Annotated in this window: 16 protein-coding genes; 8 read left to right on the top strand and 8 right to left on the bottom strand. The window is 62.0% G+C overall.

The genetic code is table 11. From position 1 onward, the window contains the following. Positions 1-10: 10 nt before the first annotated feature. The 3 genes from NUX07_RS10375 to NUX07_RS10365 all read right to left on the bottom strand — a co-directional run bounded on the left by NUX07_RS10375 (position 11) and on the right by NUX07_RS10365 (position 2,170). Positions 11-967 carry a calcium/sodium antiporter gene (locus NUX07_RS10375; protein ID WP_265530501.1) on the bottom strand — a complete coding sequence of 319 codons (957 nt, stop codon included), beginning with the start codon at positions 965-967 and terminating at the stop codon, positions 11-13. 55 nt (positions 968-1,022) lie between these two features. Then, positions 1,023-1,661 carry a dioxygenase family protein gene (locus tag NUX07_RS10370; protein ID WP_265530500.1) on the bottom strand — a complete coding sequence of 213 codons (639 nt, stop codon included), beginning with the start codon at positions 1,659-1,661 and terminating at the stop codon, positions 1,023-1,025. A 116-nt stretch (positions 1,662-1,777) separates the two neighbouring features. Continuing rightward, entirely contained in the window at positions 1,778-2,170 is a 393-nt protein-coding gene (locus NUX07_RS10365) for a winged helix-turn-helix transcriptional regulator (RefSeq protein ID WP_265530499.1), read from the bottom strand. Between the two features lie 94 nt (positions 2,171-2,264). On the opposite strand from NUX07_RS10365, the gene NUX07_RS10360 reads away from it, so the two are divergent. Next, the gene (locus tag NUX07_RS10360) at positions 2,265-2,789 is read left to right on the top strand and encodes an FMN-dependent NADH-azoreductase (protein WP_265530498.1); all 525 of its coding nucleotides are present in this window, start codon (positions 2,265-2,267) and stop codon (positions 2,787-2,789) included. 11 nt (positions 2,790-2,800) lie between these two features. Here NUX07_RS10360 and NUX07_RS10355 read toward each other — a convergent pair whose 3' ends face one another. The 4 genes from NUX07_RS10355 to NUX07_RS10340 all read right to left on the bottom strand — a co-directional run bounded on the left by NUX07_RS10355 (position 2,801) and on the right by NUX07_RS10340 (position 9,771). Continuing rightward, a complete protein-coding gene (locus NUX07_RS10355) occupies positions 2,801-4,081 on the bottom strand; it encodes a dihydrolipoamide acetyltransferase family protein (RefSeq protein WP_265530497.1) in 1,281 nt (426 codons plus the stop codon). After that, on the bottom strand, positions 4,081-5,094 hold the full coding sequence (locus tag NUX07_RS10350; RefSeq protein ID WP_265530496.1) for an alpha-ketoacid dehydrogenase subunit beta: 1,014 nt from the start codon (positions 5,092-5,094) through the stop codon (positions 4,081-4,083). Before NUX07_RS10350 ends, NUX07_RS10355 begins: the two co-directional genes overlap by 1 nt. Then, the gene (locus tag NUX07_RS10345) at positions 5,095-6,354 is read right to left on the bottom strand and encodes a 3-methyl-2-oxobutanoate dehydrogenase (2-methylpropanoyl-transferring) subunit alpha (RefSeq protein ID WP_265530495.1); all 1,260 of its coding nucleotides are present in this window, start codon (positions 6,352-6,354) and stop codon (positions 5,095-5,097) included. Between the two features lie 102 nt (positions 6,355-6,456). Continuing rightward, positions 6,457-9,771, bottom strand: a complete 3,315-nt coding sequence (locus tag NUX07_RS10340; RefSeq protein ID WP_265530494.1) for an amidohydrolase family protein — start codon at positions 9,769-9,771, stop codon at positions 6,457-6,459. A gap of 116 nt (positions 9,772-9,887) precedes the next feature. Between NUX07_RS10340 and NUX07_RS10335 the strand changes: the two genes are divergently transcribed. Next, the gene (locus NUX07_RS10335) at positions 9,888-10,139 is read left to right on the top strand and encodes a DUF3297 family protein (protein ID WP_265530493.1); all 252 of its coding nucleotides are present in this window, start codon (positions 9,888-9,890) and stop codon (positions 10,137-10,139) included. Between the two features lie 66 nt (positions 10,140-10,205). Continuing rightward, the gene (locus NUX07_RS10330; protein ID WP_265530492.1) at positions 10,206-12,251 is read left to right on the top strand and encodes a DUF3857 domain-containing protein; all 2,046 of its coding nucleotides are present in this window, start codon (positions 10,206-10,208) and stop codon (positions 12,249-12,251) included. A gap of 6 nt (positions 12,252-12,257) precedes the next feature. On the opposite strand, the gene NUX07_RS10325 is transcribed toward NUX07_RS10330, so the two are convergent. Continuing rightward, the gene (locus NUX07_RS10325; RefSeq protein WP_265530491.1) at positions 12,258-12,497 is read right to left on the bottom strand and encodes a hypothetical protein; all 240 of its coding nucleotides are present in this window, start codon (positions 12,495-12,497) and stop codon (positions 12,258-12,260) included. Positions 12,498-12,725: 228 nt separating this feature from the next. Between NUX07_RS10325 and NUX07_RS10320 the strand changes: the two genes are divergently transcribed. The 5 genes from NUX07_RS10320 (at position 12,726) to NUX07_RS10300 (ending at position 16,584) form a co-directional block, all read left to right on the top strand. Further along, positions 12,726-12,866 (top strand): hypothetical protein, encoded by a 141-nt coding sequence (locus tag NUX07_RS10320; protein ID WP_265530490.1) that lies wholly within the window; start codon positions 12,726-12,728, stop codon positions 12,864-12,866. A gap of 106 nt (positions 12,867-12,972) precedes the next feature. After that, complete coding sequence (locus tag NUX07_RS10315; RefSeq protein ID WP_265530795.1) at positions 12,973-13,680, top strand: PspA/IM30 family protein; 708 nt, start codon at positions 12,973-12,975, stop codon at positions 13,678-13,680. After that, positions 13,680-14,078 (top strand): PspC domain-containing protein, encoded by a 399-nt coding sequence (locus NUX07_RS10310; RefSeq protein WP_265530488.1) that lies wholly within the window; start codon positions 13,680-13,682, stop codon positions 14,076-14,078. The genes NUX07_RS10315 and NUX07_RS10310 overlap by 1 nt, the downstream gene beginning before the upstream one ends. Further along, positions 14,078-14,311: a hypothetical protein gene (locus tag NUX07_RS10305; RefSeq protein WP_265530487.1), complete on the top strand. Its 234-nt coding sequence runs from the start codon at positions 14,078-14,080 to the stop codon at positions 14,309-14,311. The genes NUX07_RS10310 and NUX07_RS10305 overlap by 1 nt, the downstream gene beginning before the upstream one ends. Positions 14,312-14,502: 191 nt before the next feature. After that, positions 14,503-16,584: a TonB-dependent receptor gene (locus NUX07_RS10300; protein ID WP_265530486.1), complete on the top strand. Its 2,082-nt coding sequence runs from the start codon at positions 14,503-14,505 to the stop codon at positions 16,582-16,584. Positions 16,585-16,601 lie beyond the last annotated feature (17 nt).

Here is a 16,601-nt window from a genome sequence, read left to right as displayed (position 1 = left end):
GCCTAACGGGTCAGAGCGCGCCTGCCAATTGGAAGCCGACATAGGCCGCATAGGCGCCGGTGAAGACGACGCCTTCCCAGCGATAGATCGTCCAGCCGGTGCGCAGGAACAGCATGAGCAGGCCGGTGACGCCGACCAGCACCCAGATGTCGAACCGCGCGATTTCGGGCGGCGCGCCGAGCGGAACGATCGCAGCGGTGATGCCGAGGATGCCGAAGATGTTGTAGATGCTGCTGCCCACGATATTGCCGAGCGCGACGTCGGGCTCTTTCTTGATGGCAGCGGCGGCGCAGGCGACCAGTTCGGGTAGCGAGGTGCCGACCGCGACGACGGTCAGGCCGATCACCGCTTCGGACACGCCCATGCCGCGGGCCAGCGTCACCGCGCCCTCGATCAGATATTGTGCCCCAAAGATCACGCCCGCGATGCCGCCTGCGGTCATCAATACCAGCAGCGCAAGACCGCGCTTGGTATCGGGCTTCTGCGCTTCTGCGTGGAGGTGGCGTTCGGCCTCATCATCATGCTTGTCGCGGTCGGTAACGTAGGCGACGATGATGTAAGCCAGCAGCATCATTCCCAGCAGAATTCCCGCCAGCCGGTCGAACCCGCCGAGCAGCACGCCCGCCAGCGCCGCAAGCGCCGCCATGCTCATGGCAAAGCCGTCGCGGTAGAAGGCCGGCGGCTTGATCGGCAGCGGGATGATGATGGCGCTGATACCAAGGATAAGTAGCACGTTGGCGATGTTCGAACCGACGACGTTGCCGACCGATATGTCGGGCGACCCCGATAGCGCGGCCTGCAGGCTGGTGACGAGTTCCGGCGCCGAGGTGCCGAAGCCGACGATGACAAGGCCGGCCAATAGCGGCGAGACGCCAAAGCGCCGTGCCAGTCCCACGGTGCCGCGTACGAGAAATTCGCCGCCCAGGCCGAGAAGTACGAGGCCGCCAAGAATCAACAGGAGCGTCATTGGTTGCCAGCGTTAGCCGCCGTCATCCTTAAGCGCACCCCGAAAATCGCGATGATCAGCCGAACGGCAGCACGACATCCCAGTTGAAGGCTTCAATCGAGCCGTCCAGCGCCGGCGCCCTCTTCGCCACCAGCATGGAATCATCGGCAATGTCCTCGTTGGCGTTTTCCTTTTCGCCCGGAAAATACATCTGCGTCGTCAGCCGCGATTGCTTACCGTCTATCGTGAAGTGGATGTGGCGCGGACGAACCAGGTCGCCGACGCCGTAGATACCCGGAATGATGGTGCGGATGCGGTAGCGTCCCTCGGCATCCGTGGTAACCTTGGCCGAGCCCTGGAAATGCGGATCGAGCGGGAGATCTTCGCGATCGTCGCCGCCATGCAGGTAGCGCCCGTGCACGTTGGCCTGCCACAGGTCGAGCGTCGCACCTGGCACCGGCGTGCCGTCGAAATCGCGCACGATACCGAACAGGTCCATACGCGGACCTTCCGCGCTTTCGCTATGCCCGTCGAGCCGGGTGAGGTCGGCATCCTGGTCGAGCGGCCTTGCGACCGGATAGAATGGGCCGAGCTGCTGCGGCGGTGTCGCCTTCATCATCCGGTCGATGACGTTGTCTTGCGCGATCAATGGCGCGCCGACCGTGATGCCGATGCCACCGGCGATCAGCCGCCGGCGCGAAATTACTGTCTTCATATGTGTCCCCCTGCGAGTCGTTTGTACGCACACGCAACTAACGAAGGTTAAGAATGAACCTCCGCCATGGGGTTGGCAAGCAGGGCTTTCAGCGCATTATACCTCGGCGCAAGCTGTCAGCCGACAGCGTCGTCCGTGCGCCGGTCATATTCTTCCTGCGCGGCACGAATGCATGCGATATGTTCGATCGCCCATTCGCCCAGGGCTCGAACCGGCGTCGTCAGCGATTGCCCAAGGTCGGTCAGGCTATAATCGACCCGCGGCGGAATGGATGGGGTTACGTCGCGATTGATGAGCCCGTCACGTTCGAGCCCGCGCAGGCTGCGTGTCAGCATGCGCTGCGAGATGCCGTCGATTTCGCGCTTCAATTCGCTGAAGCGGCGCGATCCGGTAGACAGCACCATGACGATCAACATCGACCATTTGTCACCAACACGATTGAGCACAGGAGCGACATTCTTGCAGCCGGCCGTGTGCAGTTCTTCGAGCTCGAGTTCGGTATCATGCATGTGCCTGGGTTCCTGAAATGTGCCGTCTTGCGATAGAGGCGATCGGTAACATATTGCGTCTTGGTATCATATAGTAACCAAGAAGGCGAATGAAATGAACATTCTCAAAATCGACAGCAGCATTAGCGGCGAACACAGCGTCAGCCGGCGCCTGACCAGCGAAATCGAGCGCCAGTTCGGCGGTGCCGACGTAACGCGCGATCTTGTCGCCGATCCGCTACCCCACCTTACCGCGCGGGGCCAGGATCCTGAGATCCTCGAGGAATTTCTCGCTGCCGACATGATCATCATCGGCGCACCGATGTATAATTTCACGATCCCAACCCAATTGAAGGCATGGCTCGACCGGCTGGCAGTGGCGGGCCGGACGTTCGAATATACGGCCGAGGGGCCGCGCGGGCTGGCTGGCGACAAGCGCGTCGTGATCGCGCTCGCCTCTGGAGGTGTGTACGAGGATGATAGCCCGTTCGAACATTCGAAGAGCTACCTCACCGCTTTCTTCAATTTTATCGGCATCCAGCCCGAATTCGTGTCCGCCAGCGGCGTTGCGGTGTCGCCCGAAGCCGCCGCCGATGCTATCGACAGCGCGAATGAGACGATTGAGCGACTTGCCGCCTAAATCTGCTTTCTTCAGGCGCTGAGCAGACGGATCGGGTTCTCGATGTAGGTCTTGAGTTCCTGGAGGAAGCTTGCCGCATCCCACCCGTCGACGACGCGGTGGTCGCAGCTTAGTGACAGATTCATCTTCTTGGCGGCGACCAGTTCGCCGTCCTCGATGACGGGCACTTCCTGCATCTTGTTGACCGCAATGATCGCGACCTGCGGGGGCGCGATTACCGGGGTCGAGGTGATGCCGCCCATGGGGCCAAGGCTCGACAAGGTAATCGTCGGATCCTGGAGTTCGCTGCGATCGATCTTGCCCGAACGCGCAGCTTCGGCGAGGCGATTGATTTCGTTCGCCAGCTGCCAGACGGACATGGCGTGGGCGTTGCGGATGACCGGCACCATCAGCCCGTTATCGGTCTGCGCGGCCATCCCCATGTGGAGCTTGCCGTGGCGCGTGATGACGTTGGCTTCATCGTCATAGGTCGCGTTGAGCATCGGCCATGCGGGCAGCGCCTTGGCCATCGCGGTGATAAGGAAGGGCAGGACGGTGAGCTTGGGCTTGTCGCCCCGATCCTTGTTCATCATCGCGCGCGTCTCTTCGAGCGACGTGACGTCGAATTCTTCGACCAGCGTGAAGTGCGGGATCTTGCGCTTTGCCGCCTGCATGTTTTCGCTGATCTTGCGGCGCAGGCCGACGACCTTGATGGTCTCGTCGGCGCGCGGCGCGCCCCCGCCGGTCGACACGCTGCCGCCATTATAAAGCAGGTACGCATCGAGATCGCTGTGGCGAACGCGGTCGGCGGTCGTCTTTACCTGGGCAAGGTCGATGCCGAGATCTTCGGCGCGCTTGCGCACGGTGGGGGAAGCGAGGACCTTTTCGCCGGAAGAGTCATGCGTTGGCTCGGGCGTGGGTTCGGGCGCAGGCGCGGGTGCTTCTTCAGCCTGGTCTATCGTCGGGAGTTCCTTTTCCTGCGCTGGTGTCGGATCTTCGGCCCCGTCGCCCAGCGGCATTTCCTCTTCGGCTTCGGTGGCTGCGGGCTCTTCGACCTCAGCGGGCGCATCGCCATCGGTTTCAATCTCCACGAGCACCGACCCGATCGCGATCTGATCACCGACTTCACCGGCCAGCTTGATGACCTTGCCGGCAACGGGGCTTTCCATTTCCACGGTCGCCTTGTCGGTCATCATGTCGGCGAGGTGTGCGTCCTCTTCGATGACATCGCCAACCTTGACGTGCCATTCGACGATCTCGGCCTCGGCGATGCCTTCGCCAATGTCGGGAAGCTTGAAATTGTAAGTAGCCATCAGTCTGCCAGTACCTTGTCTAGCGCGGCTTTGATACGCGCGGGTCCGGGGAAATAGGTCCATTCGTAGCTGTGCGGGTAGGGCGTGTCCCAACCCGTCACGCGCTCGACGGGGGCTTCGAGGTGGTAGAAGCAGCGCTCGGTCACCAGCGCCGACAGCTCGGCGCCAAACCCCGAGGTGCGCGGCGCTTCATGGACTATGAGACAGCGGCCGGTCTTCTTGACCGAAGCTTCGATCGTCTCGATGTCGAGCGGCACCAGCGTGCGCAGGTCGATGATTTCGGCGTCGATATCGGCTTCTTCCATCGCTGCGCGTGCGACATGCACCATCGTGCCGTAGGCCAGCACCGTCAGCGCCTCGCCTTCGCGCACCACGTTCGCCTTGCTCAGCGGCACTGTGTAGTGGCCTTCGGGCACGTCTGAGCCTTCCGATTTCGACCAGGGCACGACCGGCTGGTCGTGATGGCCGCTGAAGGGGCCGTTGTAGATGCGCTTGGGCTCGAAGAAGATCACGGGATCGGGATCTTCGACCGATGCCAGCAACAGGCCCTTGGCGTCGTACGGCGTGCTCGGCACGACGACCTTGAGGCCCGCGATATGCGTGAACAGGCTTTCGGGCGACTGCGAGTGGGTCTGGCCGCCATAGATGCCGCCGCCATAAGGCGTGCGGATGACCATCGGCATCGTCCATTCGCCCGCGGTGCGATAGCGCATCTTGGCGACTTCGCTGACGATCTGGTCGTAGCCCGGATAGATATAATCGGCGAACTGGATTTCGATCAGCGGCTTGAGCCCGTAGGCCGCCATCCCGACAGCGGTCGCGACGATGCCGTTCTCGCTGATCGGCGCGTCAAAGGCGCGTTCCTTGCCGAATTCCTTCTGGAGACCCTCGGTGACGCGAAACACGCCGCCGAAATAGCCCGCATCCTCGCCGAAAACGACAATATCCTCGTCGGCACGCATCGCGACCTTGTGCGCATCGTTGAGCGCCTGGATCATGTTCATCGTGGGCATCTACTTGCCCTCCTTGAGCGCCGCATCGCGCTGTTCGGCGATATGCCAGGGCATCTCTGCATAGACGTCCTCGAACATGGTTTCCTTGCCCTCGTCGCCCTGGTCGGAAAGCACGCCGAGTTTCTCGGCTTCCTTTTGCGCAGCGCGGACCTCGGCGGTCTTTTCCTCGTTCAGCGCCGCGTCGCGCTCCTCGTCCCATTCGCCATTGGCCATGAGGTGCTGCTTGAGCCGTTCGATCGGATCGCCCAGCGGCCAGGCTTCGCTTTCTTCCTTGGGACGATAGCCGGTCGGATCGTCCGACGTGCTGTGACCTTCGGCGCGGTAGGTGAAAAACTCGATCATGGTCGGGCCATTATTGGTGCGCGCGCGCTCCGAGGCCCAGCGCACGGCGGCATAGACCGCCAGCGCGTCGTTCCCGTCGACCCGCAGCCCGGCCATGCCGTAACCGATTGCACGCGCGGCGAAGGTCGCCTGTTCGGCGCCGGCAATACCGTTGAACGAGCTGATCGCCCACTGATTGTTGACCGTCGCGAGGATGACGGGTGCCTGGTAGACTGTCGCGAACGTCATGGCCGAGTGGAAATCGCCTTCGGCCGTCGCGCCGTCGCCGATCCAGCCCATCGCAATGCGGCTGTCGCCCTTGATCGCGCTCGCCATCGCCCAGCCGACGGCCTGCGGGAATTGCGTGCCTAGGTTGCCCGAAATGGAGAAGAAGCCCTTCTCCTTGTCCGAATACATGATCGGCAGCTGGCGCCCCTTCATGTGATCGCCCGCATTCGAATAGATCTGGCACATCATCTTCACCAGCGGGTAGCCGCGGTAGACGAGCAGCCCTTGCTGACGATAGGTCGGGAAGTGGATGTCTTCGGCGTCCATCGCGGCGGCAGCGCTGATCGCGATCGCCTCTTCGCCGGTGCACTTCATGTAGAAGCTGGTCTTGCCCTGGCGCTGGGCGCGGTACATGCGGTCATCGAAGATGCGGACCGTCACCATGTCGCTGTACATCTTGCGCAGAACGTCGGGATCCAGCTTGGGATCCCACGGACCGACGGCCTTGCCCGCATCGTCGAGCACGCGGACCAAGTGGTTGGTCAGCGGATGCGTCTCGGTATCGTCGCATGCAATGTCGGGACGCGGCGCCTCGCCGGCGGCGGGCACCTTGATGTGCGAATAATCGGGCGTGTCTCCGGGCCGATAGGGCGGCTCGGGCACGTGCAGCTTGAGCGCAGGCCGATTGGAGCGCTGTTCGTCGCGGGCCATGTTCACCTCTCATGACTGCCAACGCAGGTAAGCGGGCAGCGTTTCCTCTTTGGCCGCCCCCCTAACGGCAAGGCGGCCAAAACGGAAGAGTTTGTGAACGCCCTAATGCTTGCCGTGGCCGTGCGTGTCCGCTTCGCCGCCAACCGTGTAGGCACTGCCTGCATCTTCCTGGAACCAGAAGGGCTCGATCCCCCCTGTCCCGCCCGCAACGACCTGCAGGTCGCCGTCGTACAGCGTCCCGTTGAGCATCACGTGGGTGATGCTGGTCGAGTTGCGGATATTGTCGAGCGGGTTTTGATCCAAGATGACCAGGTCAGCAAGCTTGCCGGGCGTGATCGAGCCGAGATGCTGGTCGAGGCCGAGGGCCACCGCCGGATTGATCGTCCCGGTCTTCAGCGCCTCGTGGTTGGTCATGCCGCCCATCTGGAAAGCCCACAGTTCCCAATGCGCGCCGAGGCCTTCGCGCTGGCCGTGCGGGCCGATCGACACGGGCACGCCGAGATCGGACAGCTCCTTGGCGGTCTCGACCACTTCCTGGAGGTTGTTTTCCTCATCAGGGAAGGTGGTGGCACGCCGACTGGCGGCGTCGAGTAATGGCTGCGGGACCCACTTCGAAAGGATCGGCTCCTCCCAGACATTAGTCTCCTTGTACCAGTACATCTCGCCCCACGGCCCGCCATAGGCGACGTTGAGCGTCGGCGTGTAACCGGTCTTTTCGCCCTGGCCGCCCCACATCTGCTTCACGTCGTCATAAACATCGGCAACCGGCAAGGCGTGCTCGATGGTGGTGTGGCCGTCCATGACCATGGTCATGTTGTGGAGGAAAAGCGATCCGCCCTCGGGCACAACTTCCATGCCAAGCTCGCGCGCGGCCTGAATGACCATCTGGCGCTGGTCGCGGCGGGGCTGGTTATAACTCTTCACCGAAAAGGCGCCGACCGATTTCAACCGCCGCAAATGGCTGCGCGCATCTTCGAGCGTATCGATCTCGGCGGTGATCGACGCCGTCGCGCCGTAAAGGATCGTGCCGGTCGAATAGAGACGCGGACCCACAAGCTTGCCCGCCTTCTGCATCTCGCTTGCGGCGAAGAATGTGCGCGTGTCGTTCGACGGATCGTGCACCGTGGTGACGCCGTAGGCGATGCCCGCCGCGAGCGTCCAGTTCTGCTGCGGCACGATGCCGTTGGTGCCAAGACCGCCGTGCCAGTGTGCATCGATCAGCCCGGGCATCACCGTTTTGCCGGTGAGGTCGACCGTGGGTGTGCCCGCGGGATAGGTCATCGCCGCGGTCTGCCCGACCGCGCTGATCCGATCGCCGTCGATCAGGATCGTACCGGTCTCGATGACTTCATCGCCGTTCATGGTGATGATGCGCGCGCCTACCAGCGCTAGCGTGCCGCTGGGCTTGGCATAGCGCGTGGTAACGCCGAGATTTGCGAGCGTGCGGGTCTCTTCTTTCAGGTTGTCCAGGCTCGATACGTCGCGCATCTGCAACTCGGGCCCGTAGCTCCAGTAGAGCCGCTTGCCGTCCGCCGACCAATGCACGAAATCGCCGACATCCTTGGTCGCCTGCACCATCGGCAGCGCCTTAGTCTTGGGACCGATGGTCAGCGTGCGCCCGAAATCGGTGAACGGCACGACATAGGTCTGGAAGCGCTCGGTCCATGCCAGCCAGTCGCCCGTCGGCGCGATCGAGAAACTGCCTGCATGTTCGGTCACGAGATGGGTCATCTCGCTGCGGTCCTGCAGATCGATCGAGCTCAGCTGCACCTTGTTGTTGCCGCCCTCGCCATCGGCAAAGTCGATATAGAGAAGGCGCGACCCATCGGGGCTGAAAGCCGGCTGGAGCCCAGCGTCGCGCACCTTGACCGGCGTACCGCCGGAGGCGCTCACGGTATAGAGGCCGGTATCGCGGCTGTAGAGCGGGCTGGTCAGGTATCCGCCGCCGACCTTGCGATAGGCAATGCGGCTGCCGTCGGGCGAGAAGGTCGGCTCGACATAATGGCCCGGCTCGCTGGTCACGGCGCGCACGCCGCTGCCATTGCCGTTGGCGGTCACGATCCGACCGAGATCCTTGTCATCCCATTCGACCCAGGCAAGCCGGCCCTGGCGGCTCCACGTCGGGAAGGCGCGGCGGATGCCGTCATCGGGCGTGATCGCGCGCGGCGCGCCGCCGCCAATATCCTTGAGCCACAGGCGGCCAAGCGATTCGTAGACGACCTGGCGACCATTGGGGCTGACTTCCGCCCAGCGCACCTGCTTGGTCGTGAAGCTGTCGCCGCCCACGTCCTTCTGGTGGCGCACGGCATCGGCGACCCAGCGCTCGCCCTGCACGCGGAAGGGGATTTCGCGCACCTCGCCCGTGGCGACATTGGCGCGGTGGATCTCGCCCTTCGCCCAGAACACGACATTGCGGCTGTCAGGCGTCCATTCCATGCGCGGATAGACGCCATGGATCGCCCAGGTTTCCTGCATGTCGCGTTCGAGGATGTCGGTGACCGGCGTGATGCGTCCGCTGGCGATATCCATCACCATCAGCACCGACTTGCCGCGCACGCGGCGGATGAAGGCGAGGCTCTTTCCGTCGGGTGATGGGGTGGGGCGGATCGCCCCGCCCGGGCCGTCGACATAGGTCTCGATCTCGCCCGTCTGCCGGTCGAGCCGCAGGATCGTGTAGATCTGCGTGTTGACGTCCTTGGAATATTCGAAAATGCCACCCGGCGTGCTGTCGTCGCTATAGTACATGTAGCGCCCGTCGGGAGAGAATGCGGGTTCGCCCGTATCCTTCTGGTCGGTGCGCTTCTTGGTCATTTGCACGCCCGACGACATGCCGGACGTATGGTAGAGCCACATTTCGCCCGCACCCAGCGAGCGCGCGGACGTGAAGTGCTTGCGCCCTACGATGAACTGCCCGTCGGGCGTCCATTCGGGCTGGTTGAGCAAGCGAAATTCTTCGTTGGTGATCTGCTTGGGATCCGATCCGTCGCGGTTCATGATCCACAGATTGTCGCCGCCTTCGCGATCGGAGGTGAAAGCGATCTTCGTGCCGTCGGGCGAAAAGGCAGGCTGCATGTCCCACGCATGGCCGGTCGAAATCGGCACCGCGTCCCCGCCGCTGATTGGCATCAGGTAGATGTCGCCTAGCATGTCGAACACGATCTCGCTGCCGTCGGGGCTGACATCGAGGCTCATCCAGGTGCCGCTCGTCGTGTCGATCGGAACGCTGCGCCCGGGCCCGCGCCGCGCATCGACGACCCAGTCCTTGCCCTCGAGGTCCTTCTTGGAATCGTCTTCGACCGTGCCGCCCGGCTCTTCTTCGGTCAGCGGCGACGTCGGCGGCGCCTCTTCCTGATCCTGTGCAAGAGCAGGCGTAAGCGGCATGACGGCCGCAGCGAGAAGGGCGAAGCGAAGTTTCATGAAGGGGTCCCCTGACTTGGATACTTGCGGGGTTATGGGACGGCGCACCGCCACTTGGCAATCACCCCATCGACGAATGATTGACGCAGGGGTGATGTCACGCCAAAGGCAGGCGCATGAGCGAGAATGAAAAAGCAGAATTTCCCGACCGTCTGTCGATGGACCCGCGCAGCGAGTATTTTAACGACGAGTTGCTGCAAAAAGGTATCGGCATTCGATTGAACGGCGTCGAGAAGGTCAACGTCGAGGAATATTGTATTTCCGAAGGCTGGATCAAAATCGCGATGGGCAAATCACGCGATCGCAACGGCAATCCGCTACTGATCACTGCCAAAGGCAAGGTCGAGCCGTTCTGGGACAAGGCTTAGCGCAGCTTTCCCCTAGCGCGGCGACTACGATCATGCTTTGATCGCGTTGCCGAGTAAGGGGGACATATGCGTATTTCAAAATTCTTTAGGGCGGCATCGATTGCCGCTCTTGCCGCGCCGTCGCTGGCGCAAGAATTAGCCATCGAACGCGGGCCGGTACCCGAATGGGTTGAAGCTTCCGATCCGCTGCCTGTTCCGGCACAATCGGATGGCGCCTTTTTTGTACAACGGCAAGATTCGCTCATTCACCTTACCGGAAAAGGGCAATGGACCTATAGCGGCCAGCGCATCCACATCACGCATCCGCAGGCTTTGGAGGCGGGTAATGTCGCCATCGTCTGGAACCCTGCCGCCGGTTCACCAGTGGTGCACTCGCTTCTCATCCACCGCGATGGAACCGCAATCGATGTTTTAGAAAACAGCGACTTCGAAATACTGCGGCGCGAAGACCAACTCGAACTCGCGATACTCGACGGCCTCCTTACGGCTGTCCTGCGCGTACCCGATCTTCGCGTCGGCGATGCGATCGAACTGGAATATACGACGCCTTCGCATGATCCCACTTTCGGACAGCAAAGCTTTGGCATAATGTTCCTGGCCGATGCGCCGCCCCCTGGGCGATTCAAGCTAGCAGTTAGCTGGGACGAGGGGCAGGCGCCCAATGTCCGCTTCACCGATGATTTTGGTGTAGATGTGGAACGCTCGAAGAATTCGTTAACTGTCGACACCGTCAATCCGGACGTGCTCAACCCGCCAAGCGGCGCGCCGCCACGTTTTAACTGGACGCGCCTTATCGAATATAGCGATTTCAAAGATTGGGCTGACGTATCGCGCACCCTTTTTCCACTTTATCGGGAGACGGCAAAGCTAGCCGCCGATAGCCCGCTCAAGGCCGAGGCCGCGCGGATCATGGCGGCTCACGGGACCCCAATGGCGCGTGCGCAGGCAGCACTCAAGCTGGTCCAGCAGCAGGTCCGCTACATCTATGTCGGTCTGAATGGCGGCAACCTGAAGCCCGCTACCGCCGATGAAACCTGGCAACGCCGCTATGGCGACTGCAAGGGCAAGACGGTGCTGTTGCTTGCCCTCCTCGACGAACTCGATATCCAAGCCGAGCCTGTGCTGGCGAGCAATGCTGGCGCCGATGACGGCTTCGATAGCCGGCTGGCGAACCCCGGACTGTTTGACCATGTGTTGGTGCGCGCCACGATCGACGGCGAACAGTACTGGATGGACGGAACGCTTCCGCCGGTAGCCACCGCCAGCACTGATCCGGCGCTGCCTTACAAATTTACGCTCCCGCTGGCGTCAAAAGGCGCAGCGCTGGAAAAATTGCCTTGGAAACCCGCGACCCTACCCGACGAGATGGGGATTTTCGACATCGACGCCAGCGAGGGGTTCGACAAGCCTGCACGAAAGACCCAGACAATGCTCAAACGTGGGATCGAGGGGCTTAATGAATATCTGCAGCTCTCAGCAGTACCGGCGGCCCAGCTCGAAAATTCGATCCGCAACAATTTTATTGGAAGCGGCGGCTGGGACACGATCGAAAGCGTCTCCTACCACTACGATGTTGAGACGCGCGCAAGCATCCTGCAAATCGTCGGGACCGGACCGGTTGACTGGGACGGTGAGGATGGATTGCGCTCGCTCTCATTGCCGGGCGGAGGCTTTTCGCCCCCGCCACGCCGCCAGCGGCCGGATGGCCAACCTCAGGAAGCGCCTTATTACTCGTCACCGTCATATAATTGCTACGCCACGACGATACGCATTCCTGAAGAAAGCGATATCACCCAATGGCAGCCGAGCAGCGTCTTCGATACGATGCTGTACGGGCGCATATATTACCGCATGATGGAGCGACGCGACGACGGCTCGATCCGGATGGTGCGCGGGTCGCGTACAGAGGAAACCGAGTTTTCGCCGCAGCGCGCCGCCAAGGACAATGCAAGGCTGGAGCGTTTCGATAATAGCATGGCGCGGATCCACTACCGTGCCGATCGCAATTTACCGCTAGTGCCGGGCATGCCTGAGGTGCCAGCGGCGGACGAAGTGGACTGGACGGGCACTAACCCTCCATGCCTCCCAGCAGACGTGAAAGCTGGGAGGTAGCCTCTGCTAAGCTGCAGGCGGCGCCGCGGGTGTCGCCGTTTCGGGATAGGTCGGCGTTCGGCGCCGATCGATCTTGTCTTTGACCTTCTTGGCCACCCACAGGCCGGTGATGGCCAGCCCTAGCGGGCCAAGGCCACGTGCGGCGATGAAGGGAAGCGCAGCGCCGACCGCGGCACCGGCCGCGCCGCCGCCAACAGCCTGCGCGGCTTTCTTCCCGACGATGCCGCCAATCAATCCTCTAAGCATAATAAACTCCCATATTCTTTTTTCCCCAACGCGCGAGCTGGCGTTCGGCTCCGCCGTTCATCGCTTGGCAAGCTTTCCCAACTGGTGGTGGGAAATCCCGCCAACCTGCATCCCAAATTGTCCCAAATCATAAGAAAATGGCGCAAATCATGGATTGGCACGCCTGTTGCATTGTGTTTGGCAGCCCCGCCATCGACGCAACCGGCGGGAAAAAAGGGAGAAGAAGAGATGTCAGGTTCGACTTTACAGCGTAACGTTCTAAGCGCTCTTGCCGCGCTGCTTGTCAGCGCCGTAATGCTTGGTGCGACCATCGCCCCCGATGCCGCCATCGCGGCGAGCCCGATCAGCCAGCAGGTGGTCTATGCCTAAACTGGAACCCATCAAGGCGGTTCCCAAAGTTCGCGAACCCAAGGTCCTGGAGGCGAAGCGCCTCGACCCGGTTCGCACCGAGGGGCCGCGCGCCAGGATCGGCGCGATGCTGAACGGCCCCATCTTCACGCGGGCGCGCGACATCATCGCGGCCAACGTGACCGAATTACTCGACAAGGCCGAAGATCCTGCCCGCATGATCCGCATGATCATCGCGGAGATGGAAGAGGTGCTTGTCGAAGTGCGCGCGACCGCGGCCCGCTCGATCGCTGACCTCAAGGAGATGCGGCGCAAGCACGCACAACTCGAAACGCTGGTCGAACAGTGGACCGAGCGCGCCCAGTTGGCGCTGTCGAAGGATCGCGAGGATCTTGCCAAGCAGGCCTTGATCGAACGCTCCAAGGTCAGCGACGTGATCGACAATCTGCACCAGGAAATGCGGCAGATCGAAGAAACGCTGCGCGGCTACGAAGCCGAAATTGCCAAGCTGCAAAAGAAGCTGAGCGAAGCGCGCGCCCGCCAGGCCAGCATCTCCAGTCGGATCGAAAGTGCGATGACCCGCGCCCGCGCCCGCGAGATGGTGTATGGTTCGCGAACGCAAGAGGCGTTTTCGCGCTTTGAGATGCTTGAGCGCCGCGCCGATCTGGCAGAAGGCCATGCCGAAGCGATGGGTCTTGCCGGTCCGCGCGACCTGGAAGAAGAGATTGCCGACCTGAAGGCCGAGGAAAAGGCCGAGGAAGACTTGCAGGCGATGAAGGCGGCCCGCGCCGCCCGGAAGGACCCTGCCAACGAAGACAAGAAAGAAGGGGAATAATGTCCAACAAGACCTATCGCTACAGCCTTGCCAACAAGGACAAGAAGGTCGCCGGTGTCTTCGCCTACATGGGCAACCGGTTTGGAATTGACCCGACTTTCCTTCGCATCGCTTTCGTCGCCAGCTTCTTCTTCGTGGAGAGCTTCTGGTTCCTCATAGGCATGTATGTCGTTCTCGGCATCGTTTTCTCGCTCCAGCAGCGCAAGGACATGGAAGACGGGCATCGCGACAGCCAGAACTGGCGGGGTAGCGAAAAGCCGGTGCGCGGATCGGTCCACGACATGCGCACCAAGCTCGACGATGCCGACCGCCGCATGATGGCGATCGATCATCACCTCAACAACGCCGACAGCGACGAGCTGGCGCGCGAAATCGAAAAGCTGCGGGAGAAGAAATAATGGCTGACCCCATCACCATTTCCCTGATTGCCGGCGCCTGCCTCATCGGCCTTGGTGTGGCGACCGTGGCAGCTCTCAAGGCCTTCCGTGCCTGGATAGATCTCAAGCGCCTCGAGCTGGCCAGTATCGGCGGCGAACCCGGTCTCCCTGCCGCAGGCGGCCGGATCGAACTGGCAGATCTCAAGGAACGCGTCCGCAAGCTGGAAGCCATCGCTGCGGGGATCGATCCCTAGAAACTTTTTCCCATCAAGCGAAAGGGCGTCGAAGCCCCGTCCTTTCCTCTCGCGGCCCGGAAGCATGCTCCCGGGCCGCATTTTTTCGGTTTGTCGGCAAACTGCCTCGTTTCATCGTCTCGTTCATTGTGACGTTACATTGTCACAAGTACCTCGCGGCCAACAAATTTTAGCCGAAGAGAATTTTGACCATGCTGAGCCTGCTTTTGGCTTCAACCGCCGTCGCTGCCATCCAGCCCGAACAGCCCGACGCCCAGCAAGATGCCGAGCCGATCATCATCACCGGGCACCTGATCGAAGGTCTGGACCTGCTGGCCGGTGCCTCGGTGCTGGAAAGCGACGATCTCGTGCGCGATCTCGACACGCAGATCGGCGACACGTTGGCGTCGCTTCCGGGCGTCTCGTCGACCAGTTTCGCGCCGGGTGCCTCGCGCCCCGTGCTGCGCGGCTTCCAGGGCGAGCGTATCCGTGTTCTCAATGACGGGTTGGGGTCGATCGACGTTGCCAACACGTCGGCCGATCATGCCGTCACGATCGACCCGCTGACCGCCGAGCGCATTGAGGTGCTGCGCGGTCCTGCGGTGCTGATCTACGGTAGCCAGGCGATTGGCGGCGCGGTCAATGTCATCGACCGCCGTATCCCGCGCACCATTCCCGATGACGCCGTCCATGTCGATGTCATCGGAGGCTATTCGAGCGCGGATGACGGCATTCGCCTTGGTGCTTCCGGCGACGTGCTGCTGGCCGACCGTTTCGTGATTCACGCTGACTTTTCATGGGCCGAGACCGACGATGTAAAAGTGGGAGGCTTCGTCTTTGCCGATCCGCTGCGCGCCGAGCTTCTCGAAGAGGCCGCAGAAGAATTTGAAGAAGGCGAATTCGAGGAAGCCGCCGAACTGGAAGAACTGGCCATCCTGCGTGGCTCCATCCCCAATAGCGGGACCGAACAATGGACCGGCTCGATCGGTGCCGCCTACATCGGCAAGGTCGTCGAAGTCGGTGCGTCCTACTCCATCTACGACACCTTTTACGGCGTGCCGCTGCGCCCCGGCGCGGGCCACCATGGCGAGGAGGGCGAAGGTGAAGAAGAAGGCGAAGAGGAAGAAGAAACCGTCTCGATCGACATGCGCCAGGAGCGCTTCGACGGCCGGGTAAAACTCAACCTCGACGGCTTCTTCGAAAGCGCGACGCTGCGCTTCGCCACTGCCGACTATGACCATGTCGAGCTCGAAGGCGACGAGGTCGGCACCACCTTCCTGTCGAGCGGGGTCGAAGGTCGCCTCGAATTCAAGCAGCGCGACACTGACGGCTGGCACGGTGCCAGCGGGATCCAGTATTATCAGCGCGACCTCGAGGCGATCGGTGCCGAGGCGTTCGTTCCGCCCAACGGGACGAGCCAGTGGGGCATCTTCACGGTGCAGGAATACCAGCCCGATGCATTGGGAATCGAAGGCGCCCTGCGTGTCGAATTCACCGATGTCGAGGAGCCGACACTGGCGTTGCAGCGCGACTTCACGGCCTTCAGCGCAGCCATCGGTCTCAACTATGAACTCGACCTTGATACGAGCATCGGCATCAACGCTTCGCGCGCCGAACGTGCGCCATCCGCCGAAGAGCTCTATTCGAATGGGCCGCACATCGCCACGCAGGCCTTCGAAGTCGGCGATGCCGATCTGACGACGGAAAAGGCATGGGGCGGCGAAGTATTCGTTCGCCATAAGGGCGAACGCTTGGCGGCTTCCGCGACGGTTTGGAAACAGTGGTTTGACGACTTCATCTACTTGCAGGACACCGGCCTTGAGGAAGACGAGCTTCCGCTGTTCGTCTACCGGCAGCAGGGCGCGAACTATTGGGGGATCGAGATTGAGGCCGGCGCGACGCTGGTCGACGACGGCGCGTTCCAGCTGCGCGGCGACGTGGTCGCCGACTATGTCCGAGCAACCCTGGATGACGGGAGCCCCGTGCCGCGCATCCCGGCATTTCGCATCGGCGGCGGTCTGGAAGCCGACATCGACGATTTCGTCGTGCGCGGCGAGGTGGAATTCGTTGCCGAGCAGGATCGCGTCGCCGCTTTTGAAACCCCGACCGATGGCTATGCGCTCGTCGGCGCGTCGGTCGGTTGGCGCCCGTTCGGCGAAGACAATGAATCGCTCATCCTTCTCCAGGCCAACAACATCTTCGACGTCGATGCGCGCCGCCATGCCAGTTACACCAAGGACTTCGCACCGCTCGCGGGCCGCGATATCCGGCTGAGCGCGCGGTTCAGCTTTTGATCTAGGCGTGGGGGCGC

This window comes from Sphingomicrobium marinum (assembly GCF_026157105.1).
Classification (GTDB): Bacteria; Pseudomonadota; Alphaproteobacteria; order Sphingomonadales; family Sphingomonadaceae; genus Sphingomicrobium; species Sphingomicrobium marinum.
The sequence above is the reverse complement of the archived record's forward strand: the minus strand, read 5'-3'. Positions and strand labels throughout refer to the sequence as shown.

What these genes read in the sequence shown, in the direction of transcription:
- NUX07_RS10375 (WP_265530501.1), bottom strand. Translation starts at nt 967, where the DNA reads ATGACGCTCCTGTTGATTCTTGGCGGCCTCGTACTTCTCGGCCTGGGC.
- NUX07_RS10370 (WP_265530500.1), bottom strand. Translation starts at nt 1,661, where the DNA reads ATGAAGACAGTAATTTCGCGCCGGCGGCTGATCGCCGGTGGCATCGGC.
- NUX07_RS10365 (WP_265530499.1), bottom strand. Translation starts at nt 2,170, where the DNA reads ATGCATGATACCGAACTCGAGCTCGAAGAACTGCACACGGCCGGCTGC.
- NUX07_RS10360 (WP_265530498.1), top strand. Translation starts at nt 2,265, where the DNA reads ATGAACATTCTCAAAATCGACAGCAGCATTAGCGGCGAACACAGCGTC.
- NUX07_RS10355 (WP_265530497.1), bottom strand. Translation starts at nt 4,081, where the DNA reads ATGGCTACTTACAATTTCAAGCTTCCCGACATTGGCGAAGGCATCGCC.
- NUX07_RS10350 (WP_265530496.1), bottom strand. Translation starts at nt 5,094, where the DNA reads ATGCCCACGATGAACATGATCCAGGCGCTCAACGATGCGCACAAGGTC.
- NUX07_RS10345 (WP_265530495.1), bottom strand. Translation starts at nt 6,354, where the DNA reads ATGGCCCGCGACGAACAGCGCTCCAATCGGCCTGCGCTCAAGCTGCAC.
- NUX07_RS10340 (WP_265530494.1), bottom strand. Translation starts at nt 9,771, where the DNA reads ATGAAACTTCGCTTCGCCCTTCTCGCTGCGGCCGTCATGCCGCTTACG.
- NUX07_RS10335 (WP_265530493.1), top strand. Translation starts at nt 9,888, where the DNA reads ATGAGCGAGAATGAAAAAGCAGAATTTCCCGACCGTCTGTCGATGGAC.
- NUX07_RS10330 (WP_265530492.1), top strand. Translation starts at nt 10,206, where the DNA reads ATGCGTATTTCAAAATTCTTTAGGGCGGCATCGATTGCCGCTCTTGCC.
- NUX07_RS10325 (WP_265530491.1), bottom strand. Translation starts at nt 12,497, where the DNA reads ATGCTTAGAGGATTGATTGGCGGCATCGTCGGGAAGAAAGCCGCGCAG.
- NUX07_RS10320 (WP_265530490.1), top strand. Translation starts at nt 12,726, where the DNA reads ATGTCAGGTTCGACTTTACAGCGTAACGTTCTAAGCGCTCTTGCCGCG.
- NUX07_RS10315 (WP_265530795.1), top strand. Translation starts at nt 12,973, where the DNA reads ATGCTGAACGGCCCCATCTTCACGCGGGCGCGCGACATCATCGCGGCC.
- NUX07_RS10310 (WP_265530488.1), top strand. Translation starts at nt 13,680, where the DNA reads ATGTCCAACAAGACCTATCGCTACAGCCTTGCCAACAAGGACAAGAAG.
- NUX07_RS10305 (WP_265530487.1), top strand. Translation starts at nt 14,078, where the DNA reads ATGGCTGACCCCATCACCATTTCCCTGATTGCCGGCGCCTGCCTCATC.
- NUX07_RS10300 (WP_265530486.1), top strand. Translation starts at nt 14,503, where the DNA reads ATGCTGAGCCTGCTTTTGGCTTCAACCGCCGTCGCTGCCATCCAGCCC.